Source organism: Verrucomicrobium sp. BvORR034, assembly GCF_000739635.1.
GTDB lineage: Bacteria > Verrucomicrobiota > Verrucomicrobiia > Verrucomicrobiales > Verrucomicrobiaceae > Verrucomicrobium.
In genome coordinates this window covers 138487-163487 of the sequence record NZ_BATQ01000049.1, presented here as the reverse complement: position 1 = coordinate 163487, position 25001 = coordinate 138487, and the positions used below count along the sequence as shown (strand labels likewise).

The 25001-nt window shown below is 58.8% G+C and carries 27 protein-coding genes; 17 read left to right on the top strand and 10 right to left on the bottom strand.

Annotated features, from left to right (window positions below; translation table 11 throughout):
• Window positions 1-16: 16 nt before the first annotated feature.
• The 3 genes from BV034_RS09430 to BV034_RS09420 all read left to right on the top strand — a co-directional run bounded on the left by BV034_RS09430 (window position 17) and on the right by BV034_RS09420 (window position 2953).
• Complete coding sequence (locus BV034_RS09430) at window positions 17-835, top strand: ATP-binding cassette domain-containing protein (protein ID WP_050026353.1); 819 nt, start codon at window positions 17-19, stop codon at window positions 833-835.
• A 128-nt stretch (window positions 836-963) separates the two neighbouring features.
• The gene (locus BV034_RS09425; protein ID WP_050026351.1) at window positions 964-1812 is read left to right on the top strand and encodes a metal ABC transporter permease; all 849 of its coding nucleotides are present in this window, start codon (window positions 964-966) and stop codon (window positions 1810-1812) included.
• Between the two features lie 271 nt (window positions 1813-2083).
• Window positions 2084-2953 carry an aminoglycoside phosphotransferase family protein gene (locus BV034_RS09420; protein ID WP_050026350.1) on the top strand — a complete coding sequence of 290 codons (870 nt, stop codon included), beginning with the start codon at window positions 2084-2086 and terminating at the stop codon, window positions 2951-2953.
• A 33-nt stretch (window positions 2954-2986) separates the two neighbouring features.
• Here BV034_RS09420 and BV034_RS09415 read toward each other — a convergent pair whose 3' ends face one another.
• The 5 genes from BV034_RS09415 to BV034_RS09395 all read right to left on the bottom strand — a co-directional run bounded on the left by BV034_RS09415 (window position 2987) and on the right by BV034_RS09395 (window position 6447).
• Window positions 2987-3667, bottom strand: a complete 681-nt coding sequence (locus BV034_RS09415; protein WP_050026348.1) for a hypothetical protein — start codon at window positions 3665-3667, stop codon at window positions 2987-2989.
• Between the two features lie 5 nt (window positions 3668-3672).
• Entirely contained in the window at window positions 3673-3858 is a 186-nt protein-coding gene (locus BV034_RS09410) for a hypothetical protein (RefSeq protein ID WP_050026347.1), read from the bottom strand.
• Window positions 3859-3992: 134 nt separating this feature from the next.
• The gene (locus BV034_RS09405; RefSeq protein WP_050026346.1) at window positions 3993-4667 is read right to left on the bottom strand and encodes a rhomboid family intramembrane serine protease; all 675 of its coding nucleotides are present in this window, start codon (window positions 4665-4667) and stop codon (window positions 3993-3995) included.
• A 95-nt stretch (window positions 4668-4762) separates the two neighbouring features.
• Window positions 4763-5458 carry a hypothetical protein gene (locus tag BV034_RS09400; protein WP_265592807.1) on the bottom strand — a complete coding sequence of 232 codons (696 nt, stop codon included), beginning with the start codon at window positions 5456-5458 and terminating at the stop codon, window positions 4763-4765.
• The gene (locus tag BV034_RS09395; RefSeq protein ID WP_050026343.1) at window positions 5395-6447 is read right to left on the bottom strand and encodes a hypothetical protein; all 1053 of its coding nucleotides are present in this window, start codon (window positions 6445-6447) and stop codon (window positions 5395-5397) included. Before BV034_RS09395 ends, BV034_RS09400 begins: the two co-directional genes overlap by 64 nt.
• A 293-nt stretch (window positions 6448-6740) precedes the next feature.
• Here BV034_RS09395 and BV034_RS09390 point away from each other — a divergent pair, with 293 nt between their 5' ends.
• From BV034_RS09390 to BV034_RS09355, 8 genes are read left to right on the top strand one after another with little or no spacing between them, the layout of a single operon-like run.
• Complete coding sequence (locus BV034_RS09390; RefSeq protein WP_050026341.1) at window positions 6741-7196, top strand: type III secretion system chaperone; 456 nt, start codon at window positions 6741-6743, stop codon at window positions 7194-7196.
• A 42-nt stretch (window positions 7197-7238) separates the two neighbouring features.
• The gene (locus BV034_RS09385) at window positions 7239-8495 is read left to right on the top strand and encodes an ADP-ribosyltransferase domain-containing protein (protein WP_050026339.1); all 1257 of its coding nucleotides are present in this window, start codon (window positions 7239-7241) and stop codon (window positions 8493-8495) included.
• Window positions 8496-8539: 44 nt separating this feature from the next.
• On the top strand, window positions 8540-8728 hold the full coding sequence (locus tag BV034_RS09380) for a hypothetical protein (protein WP_050026337.1): 189 nt from the start codon (window positions 8540-8542) through the stop codon (window positions 8726-8728).
• 37 nt (window positions 8729-8765) lie between these two features.
• Window positions 8766-9242 carry a type III secretion system chaperone gene (locus BV034_RS09375; protein WP_050026336.1) on the top strand — a complete coding sequence of 159 codons (477 nt, stop codon included), beginning with the start codon at window positions 8766-8768 and terminating at the stop codon, window positions 9240-9242.
• Window positions 9243-9277: 35 nt separating this feature from the next.
• Window positions 9278-10126: a DUF4919 domain-containing protein gene (locus tag BV034_RS09370; protein ID WP_081887689.1), complete on the top strand. Its 849-nt coding sequence runs from the start codon at window positions 9278-9280 to the stop codon at window positions 10124-10126.
• Between the two features lie 55 nt (window positions 10127-10181).
• Window positions 10182-10556 (top strand): VOC family protein, encoded by a 375-nt coding sequence (locus BV034_RS09365; RefSeq protein WP_050026328.1) that lies wholly within the window; start codon window positions 10182-10184, stop codon window positions 10554-10556.
• Between the two features lie 45 nt (window positions 10557-10601).
• Window positions 10602-11081 (top strand): hypothetical protein, encoded by a 480-nt coding sequence (locus BV034_RS09360; protein ID WP_050026326.1) that lies wholly within the window; start codon window positions 10602-10604, stop codon window positions 11079-11081.
• Window positions 11078-11539, top strand: a complete 462-nt coding sequence (locus BV034_RS09355) for an SRPBCC family protein (RefSeq protein WP_050026324.1) — start codon at window positions 11078-11080, stop codon at window positions 11537-11539. The genes BV034_RS09360 and BV034_RS09355 overlap by 4 nt, the downstream gene beginning before the upstream one ends.
• 350 nt (window positions 11540-11889) lie before the next feature.
• Here BV034_RS09355 and BV034_RS09350 read toward each other — a convergent pair whose 3' ends face one another.
• A complete protein-coding gene (locus tag BV034_RS09350; protein WP_050026322.1) occupies window positions 11890-13050 on the bottom strand; it encodes an SH3 domain-containing protein in 1161 nt (386 codons plus the stop codon).
• A 117-nt stretch (window positions 13051-13167) separates the two neighbouring features.
• On the opposite strand from BV034_RS09350, the gene BV034_RS09345 reads away from it, so the two are divergent.
• The 3 genes from BV034_RS09345 to BV034_RS09335 all read left to right on the top strand — a co-directional run bounded on the left by BV034_RS09345 (window position 13168) and on the right by BV034_RS09335 (window position 15782).
• On the top strand, window positions 13168-14064 hold the full coding sequence (locus BV034_RS09345) for a dienelactone hydrolase family protein (RefSeq protein WP_050026321.1): 897 nt from the start codon (window positions 13168-13170) through the stop codon (window positions 14062-14064).
• Window positions 14065-14076: 12 nt separating this feature from the next.
• Window positions 14077-14337: a hypothetical protein gene (locus tag BV034_RS09340; protein WP_050026318.1), complete on the top strand. Its 261-nt coding sequence runs from the start codon at window positions 14077-14079 to the stop codon at window positions 14335-14337.
• Between the two features lie 86 nt (window positions 14338-14423).
• Window positions 14424-15782 carry a serine hydrolase domain-containing protein gene (locus BV034_RS09335; protein ID WP_050026316.1) on the top strand — a complete coding sequence of 453 codons (1359 nt, stop codon included), beginning with the start codon at window positions 14424-14426 and terminating at the stop codon, window positions 15780-15782.
• A 13-nt stretch (window positions 15783-15795) separates the two neighbouring features.
• On the opposite strand, the gene vccD is transcribed toward BV034_RS09335, so the two are convergent.
• The 4 genes from vccD to vccA are packed head-to-tail and all read right to left on the bottom strand — an operon-like array spanning window position 15796 to window position 22246.
• The gene (gene vccD / locus BV034_RS09330; RefSeq protein WP_050026314.1) at window positions 15796-16428 is read right to left on the bottom strand and encodes a Verru_Chthon cassette protein D; all 633 of its coding nucleotides are present in this window, start codon (window positions 16426-16428) and stop codon (window positions 15796-15798) included.
• Window positions 16425-17546: a Verru_Chthon cassette protein C gene (gene vccC / locus BV034_RS09325; RefSeq protein WP_081887688.1), complete on the bottom strand. Its 1122-nt coding sequence runs from the start codon at window positions 17544-17546 to the stop codon at window positions 16425-16427. The genes vccD and vccC overlap by 4 nt, the downstream gene beginning before the upstream one ends.
• 37 nt (window positions 17547-17583) lie before the next feature.
• Window positions 17584-18114 carry a Verru_Chthon cassette protein B gene (gene vccB, locus BV034_RS09320; protein ID WP_050026310.1) on the bottom strand — a complete coding sequence of 177 codons (531 nt, stop codon included), beginning with the start codon at window positions 18112-18114 and terminating at the stop codon, window positions 17584-17586.
• Between the two features lie 37 nt (window positions 18115-18151).
• Window positions 18152-22246 (bottom strand): Verru_Chthon cassette protein A, encoded by a 4095-nt coding sequence (vccA, locus tag BV034_RS09315; RefSeq protein ID WP_050026308.1) that lies wholly within the window; start codon window positions 22244-22246, stop codon window positions 18152-18154.
• A 478-nt stretch (window positions 22247-22724) separates the two neighbouring features.
• On the opposite strand from vccA, the gene BV034_RS09310 reads away from it, so the two are divergent.
• From BV034_RS09310 to BV034_RS09300, 3 genes are all read left to right on the top strand, one after another.
• Window positions 22725-23699 (top strand): TerC/Alx family metal homeostasis membrane protein, encoded by a 975-nt coding sequence (locus BV034_RS09310; protein ID WP_050026306.1) that lies wholly within the window; start codon window positions 22725-22727, stop codon window positions 23697-23699.
• Window positions 23700-23798: 99 nt separating this feature from the next.
• Entirely contained in the window at window positions 23799-24350 is a 552-nt protein-coding gene (locus BV034_RS09305) for a TerD family protein (RefSeq protein ID WP_050026304.1), read from the top strand.
• Window positions 24351-24381: 31 nt separating this feature from the next.
• Window positions 24382-24999, top strand: coding sequence for a TerD family protein (locus tag BV034_RS09300; protein ID WP_050026303.1), 618 nt, complete (start codon window positions 24382-24384; stop codon window positions 24997-24999).
• Window positions 25000-25001 lie beyond the last annotated feature (2 nt).

Here is a 25001-nt window from a genome sequence, read left to right as displayed (position 1 = left end):
TCCCTGAACTGTCCTGATGCACGCCACTCACGACCCCAAACACGACCACGGGCAAACGCATGCTCATGGTCATGATCACAGCCACACCCACGAGCATGTGTGCTGGGGCCATAGCACGCACAGTCCCGTGCATCACCGACTGGAGATCTCCAATCTCAAGGTGAGCTACCGTGAAGTACTTGCCCTGGAGGGAATCAACTTTGCCACAGAGTGCGGGCGCAGCCTGGCGCTGGTGGGCCCCAACGGTGCTGGCAAGAGCACCTTGCTGAAATCCCTGGCCGGCCTGCTCAAGGCTGACTCAGGACGAATCCTCTGGCGCGGCAGCCCCCTGGTCAGCAGCAGCCACGAGCTGGCCTACCTGCCACAGCGGGGCGATGTGGACTGGAACTTCCCAATCACCGTCCGCGGCCTGGTCGAGATGGGCCGCTATCCCAATCTTGGCTGGTGGAAGAAGTACTCCACCCATGATGAGGAGATCGTGGAGCGGGCTCTGGCCGCCATGGACCTGAAAGATCTGGAGAAACGCCAGATCAGCGCGCTGAGTGGCGGCCAACAACAACGAGCCTTCATCGCTCGTGCTCTTGCCCAGGAAGCCCACGTCCTCCTGCTGGATGAGCCTTTCACCGGTCTCGACCGCCCTGCTCAGGAAACCCTCATCCGCCTGTTCAAGGAACTCACTCGCGAAGGCCGGCTCCTCATTGCCAGTCACCACGATCTCAAATCTGTGCCCGACATCTTTGACGAGGTGCTGGTCATCAAACGGAAGCAATTCGCCTTCGGCCCCGTGAAGGACGTCTTCTCAGAGAAACTGATCGAGGAAACCTACAGCAGCTGAATGCACCGCCTGAAGGCGGAACTCCAACTCTGCCTTCGACCGCTCCTCAGCCGATACGGACCTTGTCTTCCATACATCATTCCCTCTTCCATACATCATTCCCAATTCATCACTCCTCATTTTCTGAAGTGAGCACTTTCGCCGATTTCATCTCCGAAGCCCCCGCCAAGCGGGCCCTGCTGGCCTGCGCCATGATTGGGTTTTCCAACGGCTTTGCCAGCGCCTTCGTGGTGCTGCGCAAGAGTGCCCTGAAAGTTGGCACCCTCTCACATGGACTGCTGCCCGGCATTGCGCTGGCCGTGCTCTTCTTTGGACTCAGTCAGTGGAGCGCTCTGGCAGGAGCCGTCTTTGCCGCCATGTTCATCGGGCTGGGCTCGTTGTTTGTGGCTCGAACCTCCCGTCTGGACCAGGACACAGCGCTGGGCATTCTCTACACCGCCGGGTTCGCTGCCGGGTACATCGTGCTGACGCGGCTAAACATCCGCCAGAAGCTGGATGAGTGGCTCTTTGGCAGCATCGTTGGCATGGCGGACTCGGATCTCTGGATCGCCTTTGGCATCAGCGTACTCGCCGTGCTTATGCTCACCGCCATGCAGCGCCCGCTGCTGATCTTCCTGTTTGAGCCCAACGTCGCCGCCAGCCTGGGCGTGCCCGTTCGTTTCCTAAACTACGCCACGTTTGGCATCGTCATCCTGGTGCTCATCTCCTCACTGCAGGCCGTGGGTTGCATCCTGAGCGTAGGCCTGCTCGTGGCCCCGGCTGCCACAGTCTACTTATTCTCCAACTCCGCCCGGGCCTTGTTCCTCGGAGGCGGCATCATTGGCATGCTCGGTTCAGTCGCTGCATTCTTCCTGAGTTACCCGCTGGGCTGGCACATCAGTTCCACCATCGTACTCGTGCTGGGTGTCATTTTTGCCCTCGCCTACATCTCCAGCCCACGCTACGGCTTGTTCAGCAAGCGGCGGCAGGCGGCGTGAGAGTTGACGTGACCGCAAAGGGGAGAGGCAAATGGGGCAAGATCGGCTTGGCGAGGATAAGGTGTTTTCGATATCGTCAGATGCTTCAATCTTTGTCCGCCTGGGGACAGGCACAGATCACCATAGCACACCGTCAGCACTATTGGCATGCGCCCCAGCCTAATGCCAAAGGCATCGCAGAGCCCGGCCACTGGAAAGCGCGAAGAGAAATTTGCACCCGGAAAGGGTGCCAGAGACGCCCGTCCGTCCACCACGTCCCCAGTTATTGCTCATGTCCGACGCCCTGCTGCCCGCTTTCAAGACCACCATCCTCGAACACTTTCCGGATCTTGCCGACTCAGAGTTCTCACTGCTGACCAAGGGCTGGCACTCCGTAGCTGTGGATGTGGATGACCGGCTCATCTTCAAATTCCCCCGCCATAAGGAAGCAGAAAGAGCCCTCCGAACCGAGGCAGGCCTTCTGTCCGTCATCCGACCTGTGGTGACCATGCCCGTGCCGGATCTCACACTCTTTCCAGGCCCGCCACTCTTCTCGCATCATGCCAAACTAAAGGGCGAACATCTGACCACCAAGGAATACTCCGCCCTTCCAGTTGGCGCACGCGGGGATCTCGCCAGTCGCATGGCCCAGCTTTATGCCGAGCTTCACGCACTGGAGCATCACCTCATGGCAGCTGCAGGTGCAGCACCAGTCCACCCGTGGCCCGAGCCCGAGGACATTCTCCGCGACGCATGGCCAGTGCTCCCATCGGAGCTACGCAGCCCGGCTGAAAGAGCCATCGACGCCTGGCAGCATTTGGCCCCAGATCCCCATGGCACTACTTACGGCTTTTTCGACGGGCACGGCTGGAACATGGCCTTCGACCACGGAAGCCAAAGGCTCAACGGTGTTTACGATTTCGCGGATTCAGGCTTCGGAGCTCTGCACCAGGAATTCATCTATTCAAACTTCATCTCCTGGGACCTCACCTCCCGCATCATCGGTGCCTATGAAAGCCTCACATCACGCACGATAGACCGCAAACGGGTCCACCTGCTGACCGGCGTCTTCTGGTTGTCTGAAGTGGCCGGATTCGCCAACGAGCCCGCGCACCTTCCCCAAGCGCTCGAACTTGTGTCCGACTGGGTACGTCATCAGTAGGAGAACCGCATCGCCGACGGAGACTTGTCTTGCTCAATCCTCTCCCTTCCGTTGGCTGTCTTCCAACTCCTTCCAAAGCGCCTCATCGGTCATCGGTCGCTGCAAGATTCCTATGCCTTGCAATCTTCGTATCGTTTGTACAGGGGCGTTCCAGGCCAGGATTTTGCCCGTGGGGCTCTGGCGGATTCTCAAGTGACATTCTTCCCCTTCGAAGTGGATCAGGTCCACTTGCGCATCTCGAGGGAGGGTAATTTTGCCCCAGCTTTGAACGCCCTTGCTCGATGAAAAAACGTTGATCACTTGGGTCGAGGTTCCCCCTACCTCAGGAGGTTGATTGGTTTCGCTAAACCCCTCCGGACCACCGTGGGCCCTATGGTGACGCACGACAAAGACGGTAGAGCCATCTGGAGAAACCGCGATCCGGTCAGACCGCCGGGCAAAATCAAGCAGGTTGCGGTTTTCACCGCGGACATACTGCGCCTGAAGCTCCTCTATGGCCTTGTTCGGAGCCCAAGTCACGTCTTCCAACTGGTCCAACAAACTGAGACTGTGCTTCGTTTCAAAATCGGACTTCGCCCGGAGGAAGTCGGTATAGGCGACGCCGATTGCCGGAATAGCACTGCACCACAAGCGCACCCTACCGTCTGAACGCTGATACCAATAGCCTTCCGTCATCACCTGCCATCCGTTGCCCTCTTTGTAACCTTCGAACATGCATCTCAGGTCATCAGTAGGATCGTATGCGTCATGATCTCAGCAGCATGCTCCGATAGTTGGGATTCCGTCGGCTCGCCATACAGGTCAATGGCCGCATCCAACGTGCTCCCCAGTGGCAACAACTTGACGGACCGCAGCCGGTGTTTGCCAAAAACGTAGACATCCATGAGCTGTTTGAAAAGGGACATACAAAATGCAGAAGAGGTTTAGTCACCAAGCGCTCTGGACCCGGCAACACTGCAATGACACCAGACAAAGAACAAATCCTTTTCGAGTGTCGTGCATCTTGCTTTCTGTGCGCAGGAAAGACGCTCCGACTGCCTCACTTTTCCGGCTCCCGCCGGACGATGTCCAGGAGCGACTGATTGTCATACTCCGTGAGGCGGAACCACCCCAAGTGCAACCCTACCAGGCCCGTCGTCAGCCCAGTCAGCAGGCCACCGATGTGCGCCCAATAGGCGACACCTTCACCACCTCCTACTGCGCCCCAGATGTCAAAAACGAACCAGGCGAGAATGAGCACCCAGGCCCGACAGGATGTGGTGCCACCACGAATCATGAAGACCCAAAAGAGATAAACCCGGTTGAGCGGGTACATGGCGAGAATCATGCCCACCATCCCGTTCACTGCACCACTTGCACCAATCGCGGGACTGCCATCCATCAACACATGGATGGAAGCCGACATCAAGGCGCACAGCGTGAAGACGCCCAGGTAAATCCAGTTGTTCGTGTTCGTGCAGATGGCGTTTCCAAACACCCAGAGGAACAACATGTTTCCCAACAGGTGAAAGATATCCCCATGGAGCAACACATGCCCCAGGATGCCCGGAAAGGAAAACCCATCCAGAACCAGCGAATCGAACTCACCGGAATCCAGCCCTGGCCCGAACAACGCAAATAGAGAAACGATGGAGCACGCTGCAACGATCAGCCAGTTGGCCCATGGGCGTTCTTGCTGCAACGTTTCAATCTCGTAAGGGATCAAGATGAACATTGGAGCAAATGCTACATTTGCCCAATGTTTGCGCAAGCGATTGCACAACCGTGAGGCGATGCAATGCACCTGCAAGCTCTCAAGAGGATGCGACGTCAGCGAGCAGGTGCCACATCCCTCACCCCACCATACTCCGGCCCACCCGCGCCAAGATAGCCGTTACTGGCACCGCCGACATCAGGGGTGATCCAGAAGGCATACAGGCTCCCTTCGGTAAGATGAAAACGAAGACGCATGGCGCGCCCCGCGAACTCAGCCACGTCCGGCCGATCCACCCAATCCAGTTTTTGCTTTGTGGCATCTCCCGTGAGCCTCTTCGAGACCGCCACCACTTTGCCGGCATCATCCACTAACTCGGCCCAGAGCTCCCCTTTGCTTGTCCTGGCATTCACAAACAGGTGGCCCCCTTTGAACTTCACTGCGCGGGTGGCAAGCAACCCAGTTCCTTTCCCTGCTTCCACGTCCATGGAGGCAAAACCATCCCGGCGCAACATGGCCAGCCCCACTGCGCCGCCGGTGTACATCCCGCGGTTCCCATTGGGCGCGATGCCTGATGCGCCCATGTACGGGAAAATAAGGTGATCCCCCATCACCACAAACACCCCGGTCGTGCTCTGCAAGTAACCGCGATCCCATGCCCCTTCAGTCCGAGACCCGACAATGAAGCCCCGACGGTCCGGGCGATCCCAATGGAAACCATCCCGGCTGAAGCCCAGTTCAAGGTCGATCAGCTTGGGGAACTTGCCCCGATTACAGACGTCATTCTTGGGCCCCCGATGAATGTAGTGCACGCCCACCATGAGGCTCTCATAAGCCACGGCATTGAGTCCGTAGAGCTGCGAGGCCTCCCCGGCTCCGGGGTAGCGCCCCTCTGGTTCCGGCGCATCGAGCCGGTCGGCATTCGTCCAGTACACAGCCCCCGACCAGTCAGCCCCGCGCATGAAGTCGCTGTTTTCGGAATACCAGCGCGACCGCCCCCGCGGTCCTCCGCGCTTGATGCTGTAGCACCACTTCTGGCGAAAGGGATTGTAGAAAAAGGACAGTAGTCGTCGGCGTGTCCCGTCGGCACCCCATCAGACCACTTCCTGGCACCATCGGAGACATGCAGCGTGTGCGTGACGCCTGTCACCCGTTGATCTTTCGGCACCTGGGTCCAGCAGGTCATGTACTTCACCCGTTCCTCGGGCTTGGCATCCAGATCAAACCAGACGCTGTTGTCCGCCCCGCCCGCGGTCAGAGCAGCACCTGTCCACCTCAGCCCGTTCGGCAGCAGGGTATTCCCTCCAGCCAGCCCCAGTTCGGGGCGCTCCCAGCGATGCATGTCCGTGCTGGTGGCCAGCGCGAGCGGCCCACGCCAGCCCGCATTGTAGTACATCTTGAAATGCTTTTCCGCGGGATCGTAGAACACGCCGCCCTGGCCCAGGAAAGTCATCGCCTCCTGATCCTTCTCCCAGTCAGAGGAAGCGGCCAGTTCACGCGGCGTCTCCGGCTTGAAGACGGGATTACCCTCGTACTTCCTCGCTGTGTGAAAAGTGCGCTTCAGGTTCGTGGTCTCGACAAGAAAATCATCCACAAACAGCTGCCGGCCCACATCGATGGCGATCACCTGGGGAGGATGCTGCAGATAGGGCACCCTCATTGGTTCGAGGGAACTGGCATCCCTGTCGCGCGGCGGCCACACGTCCGGAAGCTCGATGTTGTTGTACAGCGTCTCTGCCGCGGCCGCCGGCCCCGTCAATGCAAGACCAATTGAGAGAAGGAGGGCGTTGCGCATCAGCATGAAAAGAGCTTACGCTTCCTTTGACCCGCGGTGCAATTCCTCCGCGGGGATTTTTCGATGATATGGTAACATCCAGATCCGAGGAAGCCTCGCCAAGAACAATGATCATCGCTGGCTGTCCGCTTCTCCGCTAATTTCTAGTTTTTTCATGCATTCTTGGCCGCGCCTAAAATTTCTTCGAGGCGCTACTAAACAATTTCGTCACTTTTTTGTTACTTTGCAGTGCGGATGACAAGAGTGTGGATGAAAGCCTTCTCGCCCCGCCATCACTGTCCCCGAAATCTCCCTTCTCCATGATCGACGCCTCTGCCACCACGACGCTCATCTACTTCCAGCAGTTGCTGACAGAGTTTGGCCTCCCCGCACCCGCCGGCGAACCGAGCGCCTCGATCACCGTCGATGACAGGCTCACGCTCCAGATCACGGCATTGGACAACGGCCAGATGACGCTGATTACCCCTCTGGCAGGGGAGGAAAAAGAGCTTTCCCCTGCCTTCGCCCGCCGGCTTCTGGAAGCAAATTTCCTGCGCCGCGGCACCCGGGAAGCGGTGTTTGGTCTGGCCCAAGGCAAGCCAGTCCTGCTGCGCACCCTCAACCCGGGCCAACTCACCTACCCGGAGTTCCGCCATGTGGTGGAGGATTTTGTGAACACGGCAGACACGTGGTCTGCGGCGAGCAGTGCGAATGCTGAGTCAGCTGCTGCTCATGGAAGCTCCTACCACACTTCGAACACCTACGTGACAGCCTAGCCCCCGTCCAGAACGTCTCAACCACTCACGCCGCACGCGCTTATGAACCCAACCTCCGTCACAGGGCCCCGCACTGGATTTGGCACCAAAGTGGGTGCAACCCCCGACCAACGGATGGAGGCGCTCCGCGATCACGTCGGCAATCGGAGCGTAGGAGGCCGATTTGTCTCCTGGGTGAAGAACAAAGATGGCATCACGCCCAAGGAGCAAAACTACCAGAAAATCTTCCAACAGGCCCTTACCGACAAGCTGGGCAGCAAGGAAGCAGTCAACGTGCTCTACAAGGAACTGCAGCTTTCTCCAGACAAGCCGCTGAGCTCCCGCAAAATGCAGATGGCCATGGACAAGGCAGACGAAATGGTCACCGACCGGGACAAATACACGAAAATCCGGGACGGCCAGATTGCAAAGAATCTCGCAGCTGAACAAACCGCTGCAAAAGCAGAAGCCGCCGCCCGAGCCAGAGCCGCAAAAGACGGGCGCACCTATGTCCCGCTGCAGCAGGCGATGACCAAGGTGGAGATTGACGACAAGCTCAGCCCTTCGGCAGCGGCACTTCGTAGTGCCATCACTTCCAAATTACAAGGTACCCCAGATGAGAACAACCGGGCGGCCAAAGCCATCCTGAAATGTCTCTCTCTGAAGGAAAACGAGGAGATCACCGATGCCCACATCGACACCGCCAACAAACTCGTCCAGCGGTACGAGGAAAGTCGGGGCTCCCAACTGCATTCGGAGATGGGACCAGGCCGATTTCCCGAATACTTCCAGGCCACTTTCACGAACATTGTTGCCAATGGCTGGGACCCACGAGCCGACTTGCTTTCCACCGACGAACTTGTCGCACTGAACGCGTACACCCAGATCGACTATGCCATCATCAACGATGAACTCCGCAACGGCCCCATCTCCCCATTGACTCGGACTACCACGGACCTCTGCGTCCAGGGGCTGGGCAAGCTGCCTCCCTACGATGGCCCGGTCTCAAGAGGTACCGATCTGCCAAGGGACAAAGATCAAAACTGTGTGCGTGGCGGAACCATGACGGACAGAGCTTTCACCAGCACCTCCGCTACGAAATCGTTCGACGGCAGCCACCAGTTTTCCATCCACAGCCCTGGTGGTCATGACGTCAGCTTTCTCTCCAAGTTCCCCGAAGAGGTGGAGGTGCTTTATCCCCCCAACCATACGTTCCAGATCGTGTCTCGGCATGGAACGGTTGACTACGGCGGCTCGACCAACCCAATTGGCAAGACAGTCGACCCCGGAGTCACCCAGGCGACTATCATCCTCAAATAGCAACGGAGAGCCGCCACGCTCCATTTACCCGTCACCGCATCGCCATGGAATTCTTCCCTCCCAGCACTCCCCCTCCGCCGCCCACCGCAGAGGAACAGGCCCTGATCGATGAAGCCAGCAAGATCTTTGCCACTCTGAAAGACCGTCCGCGGGTATCTCAATCTCTGCAAGAAAGGGCCTCTGACGGATCCCCCGACGCAACCGAGGAGAGCGAAGACACCCCTCTGATCTGATTCAATCCAGCCTATCTCTACGCCCCCATTCCTCCCCATGTCATCATTCCAAACCGCCCAATCACTGATCGAACAGTTTTCCCACTCCGTCGGCGTCCCCGGCTTGACTCTGGATGACGAGGGCAGCTTGACCCTGCGCGTGGGAGAGGGCCAACTGGTGCAGGTCGCCCATGATCCTTCGAGTGGCGAACTGATCCTCAGTGCGCAGGTGCATCCTGACGCGGACGAACTGCCCCCTGCCGCACTCCGACGGATGCTGGTCACCAACGTCAAACTTCATGCCGAATCCGGCCCCACCTTCGCCATCGTACCTGATGACGGCACGGTGGTTCTAGAACATCACCTCTCACTCGCGAATCTTGAATACAGCGAGTTCGAGGCCGCCTGGACCTTGTTTCTGGATCAGGTGGAGCGTGCCAGCGCCAAACTGACCCAGATGGCTGAGTCCCACACCGCAGCGGCATACGACGGCGAACCTCTGAGCAGTGAGCAACAGTTCGTCATCAGAGCTTAAACGAAGCCCCGGTAAAGAGCGGCAAGCACCCTGCCATGACCAAGTCCCTGGCGCGTTGGGGAGTCGGCACCCCTGTGAGCCTGTTTGAGCGAACTAGCCGCCGGCGAAGCTCATTTCACCACGCTCCGCCCCCAGGATCGTGGCGAAAAGGTGGTTGGAGCGCAGCTTCAAAGACGAGGAAGTCCGTCACTCCGCGGATTCGGATTGATCTCGAGCGCGGAAATCGCTATTCGATAGGGTATCCCAACAATCATAGTGCGCGCTTTTTGATTGCCTCCTCCACCCCTCGTCTCATGAAGCCACTCCTGCTCGCGTTGACCGCCTTTGCAGCCATCCAAATCTGCCAGGCTGAGCCCAAACCTCAAAGCGCCCCCAAGCTCCCCTCTGGTGAAGAGTTTACGGCCCTACGCATGGCCTTTGCCGCACGACCTGACTTCCATCCCATGTGGTCGAGAGATGAGGCGAGAGAGGCCCTCATGACGGCTGTCAAGGCCAAGGATCGGGCCAAGATCATCGAGTTGTCAAAGGCCTGGCTGGAGAAGGTCCCGGTTGACGCCGATGTCCACTTTCTCAGGGCGCAAGCTCTCAAGGCGGCCGGCGACTGGGCGGGATTCACTTACCATTGGCATTGTTTCTACGGTTTGATTCATTCCATTGCCTCCTCAGGAGACGGCCGCACCGCGAAGACCGCGTTTAAAGTCATTTCCGTTTCAGAGGAGTACTACTTCCTCGATGAGATTGGCGCCGAGCTAATCGAACAAACGCTGGAGCACCCTTGCGACAAGATGAAGGTCAAGCTTCGCGACGGCACTGAAACCACCCTCTACTTTGATGTTTCCATCTCGTTTGCGGCAATGTCACGACAGCTTGCGCCCGCGAAATGATCGAGACAGCAACACGCTTGATCCATCTATACGACATTGAATCCCGCCCAACATCATGTCCTCGCCGAACCTGCTTTCCGCCACCCCACTCCTTCACGTCTCCTCTTCGGAAGCCGCCGCCACCTACTACGGCAGCCAGCTGGGCTTCACCATTGCCTGGGCCTACCGGCCTTCCGCTCCGAATCCTGATCCCGGCTACCTCGGGCTTGAACGCGATGGGGTTGAACTTCACGTTTCATCCTTCTCTGGCGACGGTGTCGCCGGAGGGGTCGCGTCATTTAAGGTTCGCGACGTCGATGCCTTGTACGCCGAATTCACGTCCCGCGGGGTGCCGGTAGAACTTCCGCCCTACGATCAATCCTGGGGCAATCGCGAAATGTATCTTCGCGATACAGATGGGAATTCGATTCGTTTTATCCAGCCAGGATGATCCGCAAGAGCTGAATGAATCAGCCCGGCCGCATCCCTCTGCAGGATGAATTCAGACACCTCAATTCTGAAAAAGATATCAATCGTCTTCGCTATCGCGGGACTGCTCGGAGGAGTCTTGTTTACAGCCTACCATGGCCACCAGTTGGGCTACGAACTCAAGCATCTCCACTGGTCGTTCAATGCCTTCCAACCCATCCACGACGACATTGAGTTTCCCCATTCATACCTGAGCCCCTACGTACTCGTCGCATTGGCGGCGCTGCTCAGTTGTTCACGCCAGTCCGCATGGACATCTCTAATTTCGACCTTGCTCATCCTCTACGTTGGCGGTGCCACCTACCAAAGTCTCCTGCGTTCAGGCGTTCCCTCCATCAATGACATCACCAATGTGAATCTTCCGATTCAAGGTTATCTTGCCTGGATTGCCCTGTTCACGGCCGGATGGAGCCTCGTCTCGCGGCTTAAAGGCATGCTCACTCAGAAACCACGTGCGCTCCAGTCCCCTGCCCAATTCCCCCCATGAGCACCACCAGCGTCAACTGTCGCATCAATGCCCCCCGGGCAGCGATCTATCGCGCCTTGATTGATCCCCTGGCCATCCCTCACTGGAAGGTTCCCGACGGGATGACCTGTGAGGTGCACGCTTTCGAGGCACGCGAGGGAGGAAAGTTCCGCATTTCCCTCACCTACGACCTGCCCACCAACACCGGGAAAACCACCGCCCGAACCGATACCTACCACGGCCACTTTGCGAAGCTCGTGCCTGACGAACAGGTGGTGGAAATAGATGTGTTTGAGACAGAGGACCCCGCCATGCAGGGAGAGATGATGGTTACCTACACCCTCACCGAGGAGGACGACGGCAGCACACTCTTCATGGCAGTACACGAGGGTGTGCCAGACGGCATTGCCCCGGCTGACAACGAACTCGGATGGCAGATGTCACTTGGCAAACTGGCGGCGTTTGTGGAAGGACGTTGAATCCTTGGAAGTTAGTGGATGCGTTCGTAAGAACGTGGTCAGGGGGCAGGCGAAGGTGCTGGAGTTAGAGGAAACCATGCCGGCCAGCGGACCATTCCGCATTCTCACGAATGCAGCTACAAACCCCTCTCACGGCCCAATTACGGGAGCAGTTAGCATTCAAAGGAAGCTCGTGGCTGCGTTCGTAAGAACGTGGTCAGGGGGCGGGTGAAAATGCTGTAGTTAGAGGAAGCAATGTCGGCCATTGGACGATTCCGCATTCTCACGAATGCAGCCACGAACTTCCCTACCCCGATCAGTCACTATTACATCGAACTTAAACTGACGCACTAACGCACTGACGCTCCCCATCACCTCTCCACTTCCACCTTCTCCACCCGCCCATTGCCTCCGGCGACGACCACGGTGACGAGATAGGTCCTGCCAATAGAATTGATCGAACCGTCCGCATGTTTGCCCTCCCAATACTCATGCCAACGTAGAACCAGTCGCTGGGGTGACTCCCACTTCAGAGGTTCCGCATGAGTATAGATCTTCTTGGCTCCCTTGAGTTCGGCATCGCCAGCGCGCCCCGGCAGTTCCGGCTCAGGCACTTCGACCCGAGAAAACTTTGAGGTTCCTGCGGCCTGATAGATCACCGTCTGCGCCGACTGCCCGGTCACACTGAACACTGCCAGACGGCGCGAATCCGGACTCCACAGCACTCGGCCTTCGCGGTCAATACCCTCGCCAGAATCATCCGGCGTGAGGTCTGCCATCACCCCGCCATTTTTGGCCACCAACTCCGCTCGCTCCACCCGCGAGTTCTCACGCGGCTCCGCGGCACTGAAAACCTTGCGCACGGCGTACTTCCCATCTGGAGACGTCCAATCCACGATCTCCTTGCGAAACAACAATGCTGCCGTTTTCGGAAAGTGTCGGGTGAGATATCCCATCGGCTCGAACGCGCTCATCTCCATGGCTTTCACATACTCACTTCGTACTGCCAGCCGGCAGTCCAACGGTTGCCCCGCCAGGAAGGCGCTCCACTTCTCATCTCCGAGGAGATGGATGACATCCATGAAATAACCACAGTGCATCTCAGCAGCGCCGCCATCGGTGTCGGTGATCGCAAAATAGGCCGTCATCGCCTCCGGCACCCCTTTCGCTGCCCCACGCGCCAGCTTGTAGTAGTTGATGCCACGCCCCTGGCCATAGAGCATCAGCTCGTCACCCGCCTCGCCGTCCTTCAGATCGGCCATTTCTGCATGCTGCATGATGCGGCTGTAGTGCATCCAGCCCGCCTTGCCGGACCGCAGCGTCACCCGCCACCATTCCGAGCCCTCTCCGGGTTCAAAGTCAAAGACTTCACCTGCAAGCACTTTTGCCACCACCGGAGCATCAACCGACTGCCCGGATCGCAAATTGGAGTGGCCCTCCGGATCGTGAATCTGCCCCTGTTGCCCGGCCAGGGCCGCAGTTCCGCCGGCGGCCCACAAGCTCGCCAGCACCAACACCTGGAACGTCTTCATCTTGATGATGTTTGTTTCCTGGAAAGCCCCACGTGACAAAATTCTTTCTCGCGGCAGTCGCTTTCCGGCTCGCACGAGACTTCCCAAACTCCTCCCCAATCGCTAGTCTGAGCGACTATGGAACGAAAAATCGCTTCTGAATTCGACCAGGAACTGCTGGATTTGTACGATGATTTTGCCCACAGCCGCATCGATCGGCGAGTCTTTATGGACCGGGCATCGAAATTCGCCGTCGGCGGCATCACAGCGGCAGCCCTGCTGGAGGCCCTCAGCCCGAAGTACGTCTTCGCCGCCCAGGTGGCCAAGGACGACCCCCGCATCACCACCAGCTATGAGGAGTATCCCTCACCCAAAGGCGCAGGGAAAATGCGCGGCCTCCTGGTAAAACCCGCCAACGCCGCTGGCAAACTGCCAGGCATCATCGTGGTGCATGAGAATCGCGGCCTGAATCCCTACATTGAGGACGTCGCCCGTCGGCTCGGCGCGGCCGGTTTTGTCGCCTTTGCCCCCGATGCTCTCTTCCCCGTAGGCGGCTACCCCGGCGATGATGAAAAAGGCAAGGAGCTACAGGCCAAACGAGATGGCAAAGAGATGGTGGAGGACTTCATCGCCGCTGCCGAGTGGCTGCAAAAGAACCCAGCTACGGACGGCAAAATTGGCGTGGTGGGCTTCTGCTTTGGTGGCCTGATTTCCAATACCCTCGCCTATCGCATCCCGGACGTGATCAAGGCTGCAGTGCCCTTCTACGGTCGCCAGCCCGCCGCAGAAGACGTGCCCAAGATCAAAGCTCCCCTACTGCTCCACTATGCCGAGCTGGACACTCGTGTGAATGAAGGCTGGCCTGCCTACGAAGAGGCGCTTAAGAAAGCCGGGGTCACCTACACCGCACACATCTACCCAAAGGCCAACCACGGCTTCCACAACGACACGACGCCCCGCTACGACGAAGCTGCGGCAAAACTCGCTTGGGACCGTACCCTGGAGTTCTTCAACAAGACGTTGAAGGGAGCTTAACCCCCTCTCCCCTTGCCTGCCAAAAAGAAACCCTCTGACAAACCGTTGACGGGAGCTGACCTGATCAAGGAGGTCTCCCGTCGTATCCGTGCCGCCCGGAGCCTGTGGGATGCCCATCGCAATGCCGCCTGTCGGGGCGAGCGCACCAAGGCCCTGGCTCTCTACGAGACCTTGACGGATGTGGAGAAGGAGAAGATCCCACAGGAGCTCCGCGTCTGGCTGCGATACCGCAGTGAGAAATACTTCGGCGATGGGCGCACGCCTCCGAAATAGCAGCCAGCCCCGGGAAGCATTCGCAGCACAATGCCACGCCCCTCGCCCGCTTGCCTGCGGCCCTTTGCTGGACGAGAATCCGCCCCATGCATCGGAACTCCCCCGGCCAGGCCTTGATCACTCTCGCGGTTCTCGCCGTGGCCGCCGCTCTGACCTCATTGGCCCAAGCCCGTAGCTGGACGGAAGCCGCCTCGGGTCGGAAGATCGAAGCGGAGATGGTCTCTGCGGACGACAGTTCGGTCACCATTGCCGTCCGCAGCGGCCAGCGTTTCACCTTGCCGCTGGACCGCCTGACTGCCGAGGATCAGGCGTTCGTGCGACAAAATAAATCCTCCCTGCCGCAACCGGTTGGCGCTCCTCCGGCTGAAAAAGAGCCCAGGGCCAAAGCGGACCGATTCGAAGCGATCAACATCTCCGGGGCAGACGCGATCCCCAGCACGGGGACTGTGAACCAGGACCTCGCCCCATTGGACGAGGCCATCAAGAAATTCATGGCCGAGAAGGGCATCGGAGCCCTCACCTTTGCGATCACCAAAGAGGGCAAAGTCCTGCACGATTTTGCTTATGGATGGTCCGACGCCAAACTCAAGATCCCGTTGCAGCTTGGGACCAAAATGAGGATCGCCTCTCTGACGAAGCCAGTGATTAGCGCCGCCATTCACACGCTGGTAAACGACGGCAAGCTGAAGATGGAGGATCGGGTTTTCACCGTGCTGGAGCTGGAAAAACTGAACGAGGCCAAGGGAGGCGACGAGCGGTGGAAGAAGATTACGATCCAACAACTGCTGGAGCACAAAGGTGGCTGGGATCGGGACAAATCCGGGGATCTCACCAGCCGCGGGGACATGATCGAGGCGATGTTTCACATCAAGACCGAGGAGACCGAGCCCATGCACGTGGTCCGCTACGGCCTGACGCTGCCGCTGGATTTCGAGCCCGGTGAGCGCTCTGCCTACAGCAACTACGGCTACATCCTGCTCGCCCGAGTCATTGAGAAACTGAGCCAGCAGACGCTGGTGGACTACCTCCAGACCACCGTAGCCGGGAAGTCAAAAGCACATTCCTTCAGCCTCAGCGCCTCGGATGCCAGGGACCGGCAGCCGGGAGAGGTCTGGTACTGCTACCATCCTGAGTATCCGCAAAAGCAGGTCCCACTGGACTTCCATGTGGAGGCACGAGATGGCGCGGGGGCTCTCGCCTGCACTGCGGCTGACTACTGCCGGTTTCTGGAGCACTACTGGATCAGCGGTGAAGTGCGTGATCAGCGGCGACTCGCCTACACCTTCAGCGGCAGCCTCCCTGGCGTGACCGCCATCTGTGCCCAGCGCGCAGACGGTGTCTGCTACACCGCCATCGCCAATCGCCGGGACAACGCCAAGAGCGAATGGAACGAGGAACTGCGCAGCGCCATCAACACCGCCCTGGCGCTCACCAGCCTCAAGTAAAAGAAGGGCCACCCTAATAGAGCACCACCGAACCGGTGACCGGATCCAGCACGACAGACCGATAGTCTGCCGGGAGATCCTTGGGCGAACCTTCCGGCATCTCACGCACCAGAGTGAACACCGTCTTGGCATCACGCGGCAGGTTGGTGCGACCATCCGGCCGGATCAGGTAGGACACGTACTCATACACCATGCCCAGGTCTGCATCATCCGGCCCGCTCTTCACGGGCGTCTTGCTCAACAGCGTGCTGTACTGGGGATCACGCATCATGATCACCCCACCCGTCAGCTTCTGCGCCTCAGTCGTAAAGTGCAGCTTGGGTTTCCCATCAGAAGCCCATCCCGTGATCTTGGCAATCTGATAGCCACGGTACTCCTCCCCACCCAGCCCTTCTTTCTCCTGATACCGGTAGAACCTTACCTCCACCGGTACGCTCTCCTTTTGCGCGAGCAGCACCGCATGCTCCAGGTCCGCCGCCAGCTGCCTGGCCATGCCGCCCAGTTGCTGGGTCGCCATGGAGGCGGGCACGGTCAAGCCCGCCATGGCCATGAGCAGCGCCATGACCGCAATCACCACCAACAGCTCCACCAGGGTGAATGCCTGCTGGTGAAGCCTGGTTCGATGCAACAAATGTCTCTCGTTCATGGCGTAACCTCCGTGATCCACTTGCCGCTGCGCAGGGTGACCGTTGCGTTCAGAGCCTTGAAGTGCAGCCCCAGGGCACCCAGCGCCTTCTCAACCTCAGTCATGTCCTTCTCGTAGTCGCTGTATTTGGTGAATCGCCCCTTGAAGACATCGCGAACCTTCTGAGCGGCAGCGTCTTCATCATCGCCAGAGTTTGCCACATACTTGTCGTACGACTTCTCCTCCGAGGCGAAGAGCGTCACCATGACCTTGGGGGGCAGTTGATGCCGCCGGGAGCTGCTGATCGCATTGCTGCCATTCCACTGGAAGTCACGACTGTCATACGCGTACAGGGGATCAGGCTCCACCTTCACGTCAGAGTAACCTTCCCCGCTGTTGGTCACCGTGACATTCGCGGAATAAGGGACCAGCACCATGGCCAGGATATTTTCGGCCACCGGCCGGGAGTTGGCCACCAGGTCCGTCTGGTACCATTGCAGTGCCTGTGCCTTGGCTGTCTTGCGGTTCAGGGCAAAGGTCTTGCTGTAGAGAATGCTCTTCTCAGCGGGCTGGGAGTACTGCATGAGACGGAAGCGCTTGCGCTCCGGGTAGAGTTTCTTGGCCGTCTCATCCTTCAGGAAGCCAGGACGGTTCACGAGGTCCGTATCATATTTCACGTAGAAGCCCCAGGCGTTCACCAGGGTGTGCAAGCGTTCCGTACCTGCCACGGCAGGGGCACCCGCTCCAGGACCATCTGTAAACGAACCCGCAAAACCCAGCGGCGCCTGGAAGAACATCGCCTGTCCCGTCTCGGCACCTGTCCCCACCAGATCACTGGCCGGACCAAGGATGAAGTGATGATCCGACACCCGCTCGTACCCGGTGGCGGCACCGCTGGCATTCCGCTTGTAGCTCCAGCTCGCATCCATCACCGCCTGGGAGAGGGAGCTGCTCACCGCATCGAGAGCAGCGCGTGCCTCCTGAAACTCCCCAACATGCGCCGTGGCCTGGCTCATGGTGTTCTGGGTACGCACCACCACATCCGCCATCAGCACCATGATGATGGCCAGCACGCTCATGGAAAGCAGCAGCTCCACCAGCGTAAAGCCGCGTCGCAATGGTTTCAGGAAATTTCTCATGGACTTGCCATTCAGGGTTTTCGCAAGCTCGTTGCCATCACTTCGTCTTCGTCATGGGGCCGGTCTGCTCCACATTCACCACCCAGGTGGGCCGCTCCGTATAGCGCCCCGAGCCCTCCGCGAACGCCTTGTCAGGATCACGATCACCGGTGAACCGAAGATTAAGGCGGCGCAGGTAGGGATTGGTCAGCGCGTCTCCCGTGAGCTTGGGTTCCGTCTTGTCCACCGTGGCCTGCACCGCGTACATGCGCGCGGGATCGGTGACGCTCACCACCGGCGTTCCCGTCTGGTCAAAGTAGAAGGTCTTGTCCGCCAGGATGACCGATCTTGCCCCTCCACCATCTTGCTTGATCCAGGTGGCCGTCTGGTAGTCAGACACGATGGCCTGGATCATGCGGGCCTCCGCCTGGCGGTTCGCGGAACTGCGCAACGTGTCCAGGCCAAACGGCACCAGTCCGAGCAGCGTGAGGAGGCAGATGGTGGCGATGCCCACAGAGATGGCCACTTCTGCCAGCGTGAAGCCCGCCTGCCGGCGGAGACGTCCGAAGTGAGGAAGGGATGTTTTCATGAGGAGCGGCTTTTTTGGGTTGGGGAGGAGATCCGGTTCAAGGAGCGAACTGCTTGCGTTCCACCACGCGGAAGCGGTAGTGCTGGTCCCAGCTGCGGAAGAAATCACTCCCGCCCACCATCACCGCCTTCAGTTCCTGGTCATTGGGGTCCATGTAGCGTTCCAGGGTGGCCGAGCCGCGATGGTTCGAGAGCACAGCATCCTTTGCCTCCACCCACCGGCTCGGGTCTGAGGAGCGGGACTTCTTCAGCATCTGCACCCGGTAGTGCACGGTGAAGGTGTTGGACTTCGTGGTGAGCCGTGGGTAGAGCTGGCCGTAGGGAGCTTCACGGGAGTTGTCCCCGGTAAGTTCAAAGCCATTGGGCGTGCCGCTGCTGGGGGACTCCAGTCCGCCCGCCCCATTCCACCACTCCACCATGTCCGCATACTTCGTGGGAGGTGCCTTGGCATCGGTATTGTAGCTGGCTCCAGGAAAACGGCGCGGCACCAGAAAGATCTCACAGATCTCAGATGCGGATCGGAACACATCCCCCTTGGTGAAGCGGTTCTCAAAGCCTTCCAGCGTGGCGTCGGTGTTCACCGCATAACGGAGTTCATACTTGTGACGGGTGCCTTCTTTGTAGTTGTTGCCACTGCCGTTGCCCAGACCGGCAGAGGTGGTCCCGCCAGCAGACAACGGGGTGATGGCCGTGAGTACGGTGGACTTGAGCGCCGCATGCAACCCCGTGGTCCGCCGGATGTGGCGGAAGGGCTGCATCTCATAGTTCATGTTGATCTTGCCCGCCGTGGAGAAGGCCTCACTGATGGCGTAAGGCTCCACCACTGGCATCCACCACAGGTCCAGCCAGAGGTGATCTCGAGGTCCCTTGAAACCCTCATGATCCGCCGCCACTGGCTCGTTCAGTGCCACCGTCGAGCGAGAGGCCGGATTGGGACAAAACAAGAGCGTCTGCCACGGCCGCGGTGCCTCCGCCGCTATGAGCTCTGATGGGTTCGAGCCAAATATGCCCGAAGGCAGGGACCCGAAGGCTACTGCGGAGGCAATCTGGCGGTTCGGACTATAAGTAGGTCCGCTCTCCACGTTAAAAGAGCCGCGTGAGAAGTAGCCCAGGTCCGTGTCGTTGGCCTGGTTGTTGGTGGAGGCATTGCCCTCGTCTGCCTTGTTGATGTACGGCCCATCCTCGATCCGCCCGGTTCCGTTGTCCCAATCCCCAGGACGATTATCTGCATTGAAAGCGCCCGCCAGTCCACGGGTTACTGCCGGTGGGCAGTCGCGGAAGTAGGTCATGCCCTTCACCAACACTCCGGCGGTGTTTTGTGTAGATGGACGATTGGTTCCGTTTCCCTTGCCGATCGTGTCATCAGTGCCATAGAACCCGATCTGCCCAGTGTGAGTCTGACTTCCCTGGCGTAGAAAATGCAAGGCCCGCACATTGGTGTCAGCGTATTTCGGATGGGTGGTGAACCAGGTGGCAGGCACCTGCTCTGTGGCGGCCAGCAGGCGCAGATCGCCCTTCGTAGGACTCGCAGCCGCAGCGTTGATCTCCACACTGCGGGTTACATCACCCTCCACGATCAGGCAGTTGAAGAGCCCTCCATCCACTTTCTTGAAAAACCGCTTGGTGATGTCTGTCAGCCCTTTGGTGGTGGCATCACCGGGCTTCATCTTGGGCACCTGCAAAGTGGCGGGTGGGAAGTTCAGCGTCAGCCGCTGCACGATCCGGGCGCTGGCCTGCGCGCCAAATCCGGTCTGCACCTCCACTTGGATGTCGCCACCGCTGAAGAGGAACTTGTCCTTGCCCGTCACATCCACAAGTTCGCTGTAAAACGGGAACCCCTTCTTCTCATCACTGCGATCCAGGATCTTGTTGCTGCCTGCCGCATCCACATCTCCGCTCCCTCCGAGGTCGGCATTTACAAACTGGGCACCCAGGCCCGTAAAAGCCGTGCTGTGCCCCCCGTCCACCCAGCCGTTGGGCGTACTGGCCCGGTTAACTCCAGAGGAGGGAAAACCCATGCCCGTACCGTCCGCCTTGAAGTTATCCAGACCAGTGATCTTGTAGCGGACATTCGCGGACCAGCTCGGCATGCCTACTGTTGGTGAGAAGGGCTCCAGCACGATGAAGGCACGCATCTGTTTCGTCTTCAGGAAACCATCCGGCAGGGTCTCGCCGGTATTTTCTGCTGCAACAAAGACAATCGCGACCTCGGTGATCGTGGGAAAGCGTCCAAATCCCTTGGTGGACTTGGTGACCGTAGAAGGGACGTCATTCTTGATTCCTGGAATCAGGGGTACGGCTGTGGATTCTCCAATATTCCCACCGCCACGCTGCGGCAGATACGTGTACTTCGGGTCCACCCCCGTGCTGTAGCTGTTCACCGACCAGCGCAGAAAGTCGAACATCTCCGTCAGGATCTGGTCGCGGCGCACCGGGGTGTACTTGGTTTTGAAGTTGCCTCCAAACCCGGGCACCTCATACGCCTTCACCGCGCCTCCCTCTGAGGTGGGCGAGTTGTTTCCGGTAAGCGCCTTGAGGTAGGCCTCGTACATGTCCGCGTTGCGGCCCGGCGCGGTGACCAGCGGCTTGTTGCCGAACGAGTCCTCCCCGATCTTGAGGTCGCCTTTGGGATCCTGGCTGGATCCGGGATTGTCTTTGTTGGTAAAGTTCGCAGCCCGCTGGAGGTACCAGGTGCGGCCACCGCCCGTACCCAGAAAGAGCAGCAGCTTGTCCATCGCATTGCGATGCGCGGCATTCACTGAAGTGGGCCACAACAGAATGCGCGGCTTGTTGAAAAGGTTCAGCTCCGGCGCCCGGCTGTGCGCCGTGAGGAAGAAACGACCAATCTCGATGTCCCGCCAGGTGAGAGCAGGGTTCTGCGCAGCCCGGTTACGGTCATACACCAGTTCATCCAGCGTTGCATAGAGCCGGTCGTCCTTGACGGGCGCCCCCGTGCTGTCCACCAGCGGGATGGTAGCCGTGGGGGCCACCGTCCCGCCCATGCTGCCACCCCAGGGAATGCGGGGGCTGATGGCGTGATATCGCTGCACCCTTGCTGACACCTCGGCATCCGTCATGCCGAAGTCCATCTTCCAGGGCTCACCAAAGGCCTGGAACACGGGGCTCAGTGACGTCTGTGCGGGGTGGCCAGGATAGCGGGAGAATTCGTTCTGTGCAGGTTGTTTCCTCGCATACTTCGCGTCGGAGTCAGTGTACGCCCGGGGCATGTCCCAGGCGGTTCCTTCGGTCGCGGTATTGACGTTGATCTTGGTGGAGTCGTCATCCGTCCAGAACGCCAGCCGTCCCACGATGGGATTGGCTTCAGTGGGCCGGTCTGCTTCAGGAAACTCCACACCAGTTTCTGCCGTGCCACCAGAGGGGGCCACCAGCCTGCCATCTGCCAGTTGATAGAGCCAGCGCACCGGCATGGGCAGTCGCGCCTCCAGATTGTTCTCATCCGCCGGCATCAACGTTCCCGGCACGACAGCGCCGGCCAGCGGCACAGTGGCCTTCGTGTTGCCACGGAAGTTGAATCCCTCCACCGCCAGTCCGCCCGCACGGGGAAACACGGCCCGGGGATCCGCGATGGGAAACTGGATACCGACTTTTTGACTGTCAGCCAGCACCACAGGGGCCGGTTCATTCAAGTCCACATACATGCCCGGCACCTTTTGCCAGTTTGCCAGATCGGACTCGTCGGTATTCAGAGCCGTGGTCACTTCTGTGGTGGTCAGGCCTCCGGTGGTGGAGGTCACCCCTTCCTTCATCACCACCATGCGGTCGTCGCTGTACAGCTTGTACATGGCTACCATCTTGGAGCGGGTGTTGCTCGTGGTGGCATCCTTTTCCGTGCCATACACTCGAATCATACCTGGCTGGGAGGCCCAGGTCTGCGTCACCCCGTTCTGCTCCGTGGCCCGGCGAATCTGAGCGATGGCGAGGTTCAGCGGCATCTCGGAGAGGTTCCGCGCATCCGCCGTATCAGAGAAAGCGGCGGCTGCCCGCTGCTCAGTCCTGGCCAGAGTGAGGAAGGCTACCACCAGCATGGAAACCAGCGCGACCGAGCCCAGAACGAGGACAAGCGCGATGCCAGCACGGCGACTGATGATGGACAAAGCAGGTTTAAGTTTCATGGCGAAATATTACGCATGTACCCTGTACCTACATCGCATCCTAAAGCGCGTGTTCCATAGGTGGGTGTTAACTCCATGGCTCGTCTCGACGGAAACGGAACTGCGCGCCCCAAAGCGCGGGTCGAATTGCTATAATATCATGCTAAGAAGTTGATTTTGAATCATCAATAGGGAAACCCATCAGTCGCAATAGTAGTTTATTTTACACATCACACCGGATTCCCTAGATTTTACCCACCTTTTCCCGATGCACCGCTCTCTGTAGTTCCCACAACGCCCGCATCTACATTGTAAACACTTTTCCCTTCATTTCCCGTATCCTGCTGTGCTCGAATGCTTCCCTAAATCCCAGCCAGCAGGAGCCGACTAAGCAAACATCTGACCATCATTCCGCGACAGACTTTCTCCTTGCGCGACTTCCCAGACGCATGTCTAGGGAATCGGCGAAACGCTGGAACAACTGCCCCCCTCTGTTACCATGTTGCAAACCTCCTTATCGGTATTCTCGTCCATCACCCTCATTGACGTCCTGGTCTTCATCATACCGTTTGTATTGGCGGTTCTGGTTGACCTGCTGACTCACAAAAGCGGACACAAGATCACGATGGGCAACGCCCTCATGTGGTCCATCATCTGGGTGCTCTGTTCCGCGGGCTTTGGGTATTACATCTGGCACTCCCGAGGCGCTGAGGCTGGCAGTCTGTACGCCACAGGTTATGTGCTTGAGAAGGCCCTTGCACTGGACAACCTCTTTGCCTTTTACCTGATCTTCAAGTCCTTCGGTCTGACGCAGGAAAACCGGCAGCACTTCCAGCACCGCATTCTTTACTGGGGCATTTTGGGAGCGATCATTTTCCGCTTCGTCTTCCTCGGCTTCGGCGCGCTGATTGTGAACGTCAGCCCGTACATCCTGATTCTCTTCGCCCTCGTGGTTCTCTGGACCGTGTGGAAGATGTGGAAGAGTGGTGAGGATGATGAAGAAGTGGACTACACCAGCCACTGGTCTGTGCTGGCGGTCCGCAAGTTTGCCTCCACCAATCCTTCGATTGAGAGCGGCAAGTTCTTCCACCATGGCGTCACGCCTCTGTTTCTTTGCCTGATCTGCATCGAAGTTTGTGACGTGATTTTCGCCTTCGATTCCATGCCGGTAATCGTGGCCGTGGTTCGCGATCCCTACCTGATGATCACCTCCAGTCTTTGGGCAGCCGCCGGTCTGCGCAGCTTGTACTTCCTCCTCGTAGCGGCTCAGGGCCTGTTCTGGGCTCTGGACAAGGCCGTCATGGTCTTGCTCATCTTCGTCTCTGGCAAGCTCATCGGCAGCGCGTTTGGCTTCCACCTTCCGAATGTCGTCAGTCTTTCCATCGTCGCAGTCGTCCTGCTTACCGGGGTGGTTTGGTCCCTCGCGGTCAAGGCACCTGAAGACGGGGAAAACGGCGACATTGCTGAGAAGTAACCGTCCACCACTGGACAGCTTCCTACACCACCAGTGCCAGCGCCATCGCGCTGGCACCGGGTTCCTCACAACCAAACCTCTTTTCCAGAAAAGACAGCGATGGCCATCAATCTAAGCAAGGGACAACGGGTAGACATTGGGCTGCAGAAAATCGGCGTCGGCCTCGGCTGGGATCCGGCCAAGACGGGCCAGGATTTCGACCTGGACGCGTCAGCATTCCTGCTGGGTGCCAACAACAAGATCCCCGCAGACGAGTTCTTCGTCTTCTACAACAACATGCAGTCGCCAGACGGCGCGGTCACTTCCTCAGGGGATGATCGCACGGGCGGCAACTCGGACGGGGACGATGAAACACTGACCCTCGATCTGGGCAAAGTGGACCCCCGCGTGGAGCAGATCATCTTCACCGTCACGATCCACGACTACGAGACCCGCCGCCAGAACTTCGGGCAGGTGCGCAATTCCTTCATTCGTATCTACGACGCCGCCTCCGGCGATGAGATCTGCAAGTACGAGCTGGACGAGGACTTTTCCATCGAGACCGCTGTCGAGTTCGGCCGTCTCTACAAGCGAAACGGTGCCTGGCGGTTTGAAGCCATGGGCCTGGCCACAACAGGTGGCCTGCAGGCCTATGTAAGCAAGTACGCGTAACCGTTCTTCACCGCTCCAACCCACCCCCAGCATGGCGATCAACCTCCAAAAAGGCCAGACCATCAGTCTGGAAAAGGACACCAACGATCTCAGCCAGATCACCATCGGGCTGGGTTGGAAGATTCGGAAAAAAGGCTTCTTTGCCAAACTGACCGGGGGCAGTCAGGACCATGACCTGGACGCCATCGCGTTTGTGCTGAATGAACAGGGCAAGGTGCGCAACCTCGGTGAAAAGCTCATCGGCAGCGACGTCATCTTCTTTCAGAACCTTCGTCACCCTAGTGGGGCCATTTACCACTCGGGCGACAATCGGGTGGGAGGCAGTGGCGACAATGACGATGAGCAAATCGTGGTACGGCTGAACTCGATGCCCTCCCAGTACCACCGCATCCTCTTCCTGGTACAGATCTACCAGGGGCGCAAAAACTACCAGCACTTCGGCGAAGTGGAAAATGCCTACATGCGCGCCATTGATGCCAAGGGGAAGGAGATCGCCCGCTACAGCCTGGGAGTTGATCCCAACTACAATGGCAAGTGCATCATGGTCTTCGGTGAAGTGGCCCGCCAGGGCAGCGGCTGGAAGTTCAGCGCCCTGGGCGAAGGCCATGCCACTGATAACTTTGTGGAGATCTTGAAGACTCTCATTTAACC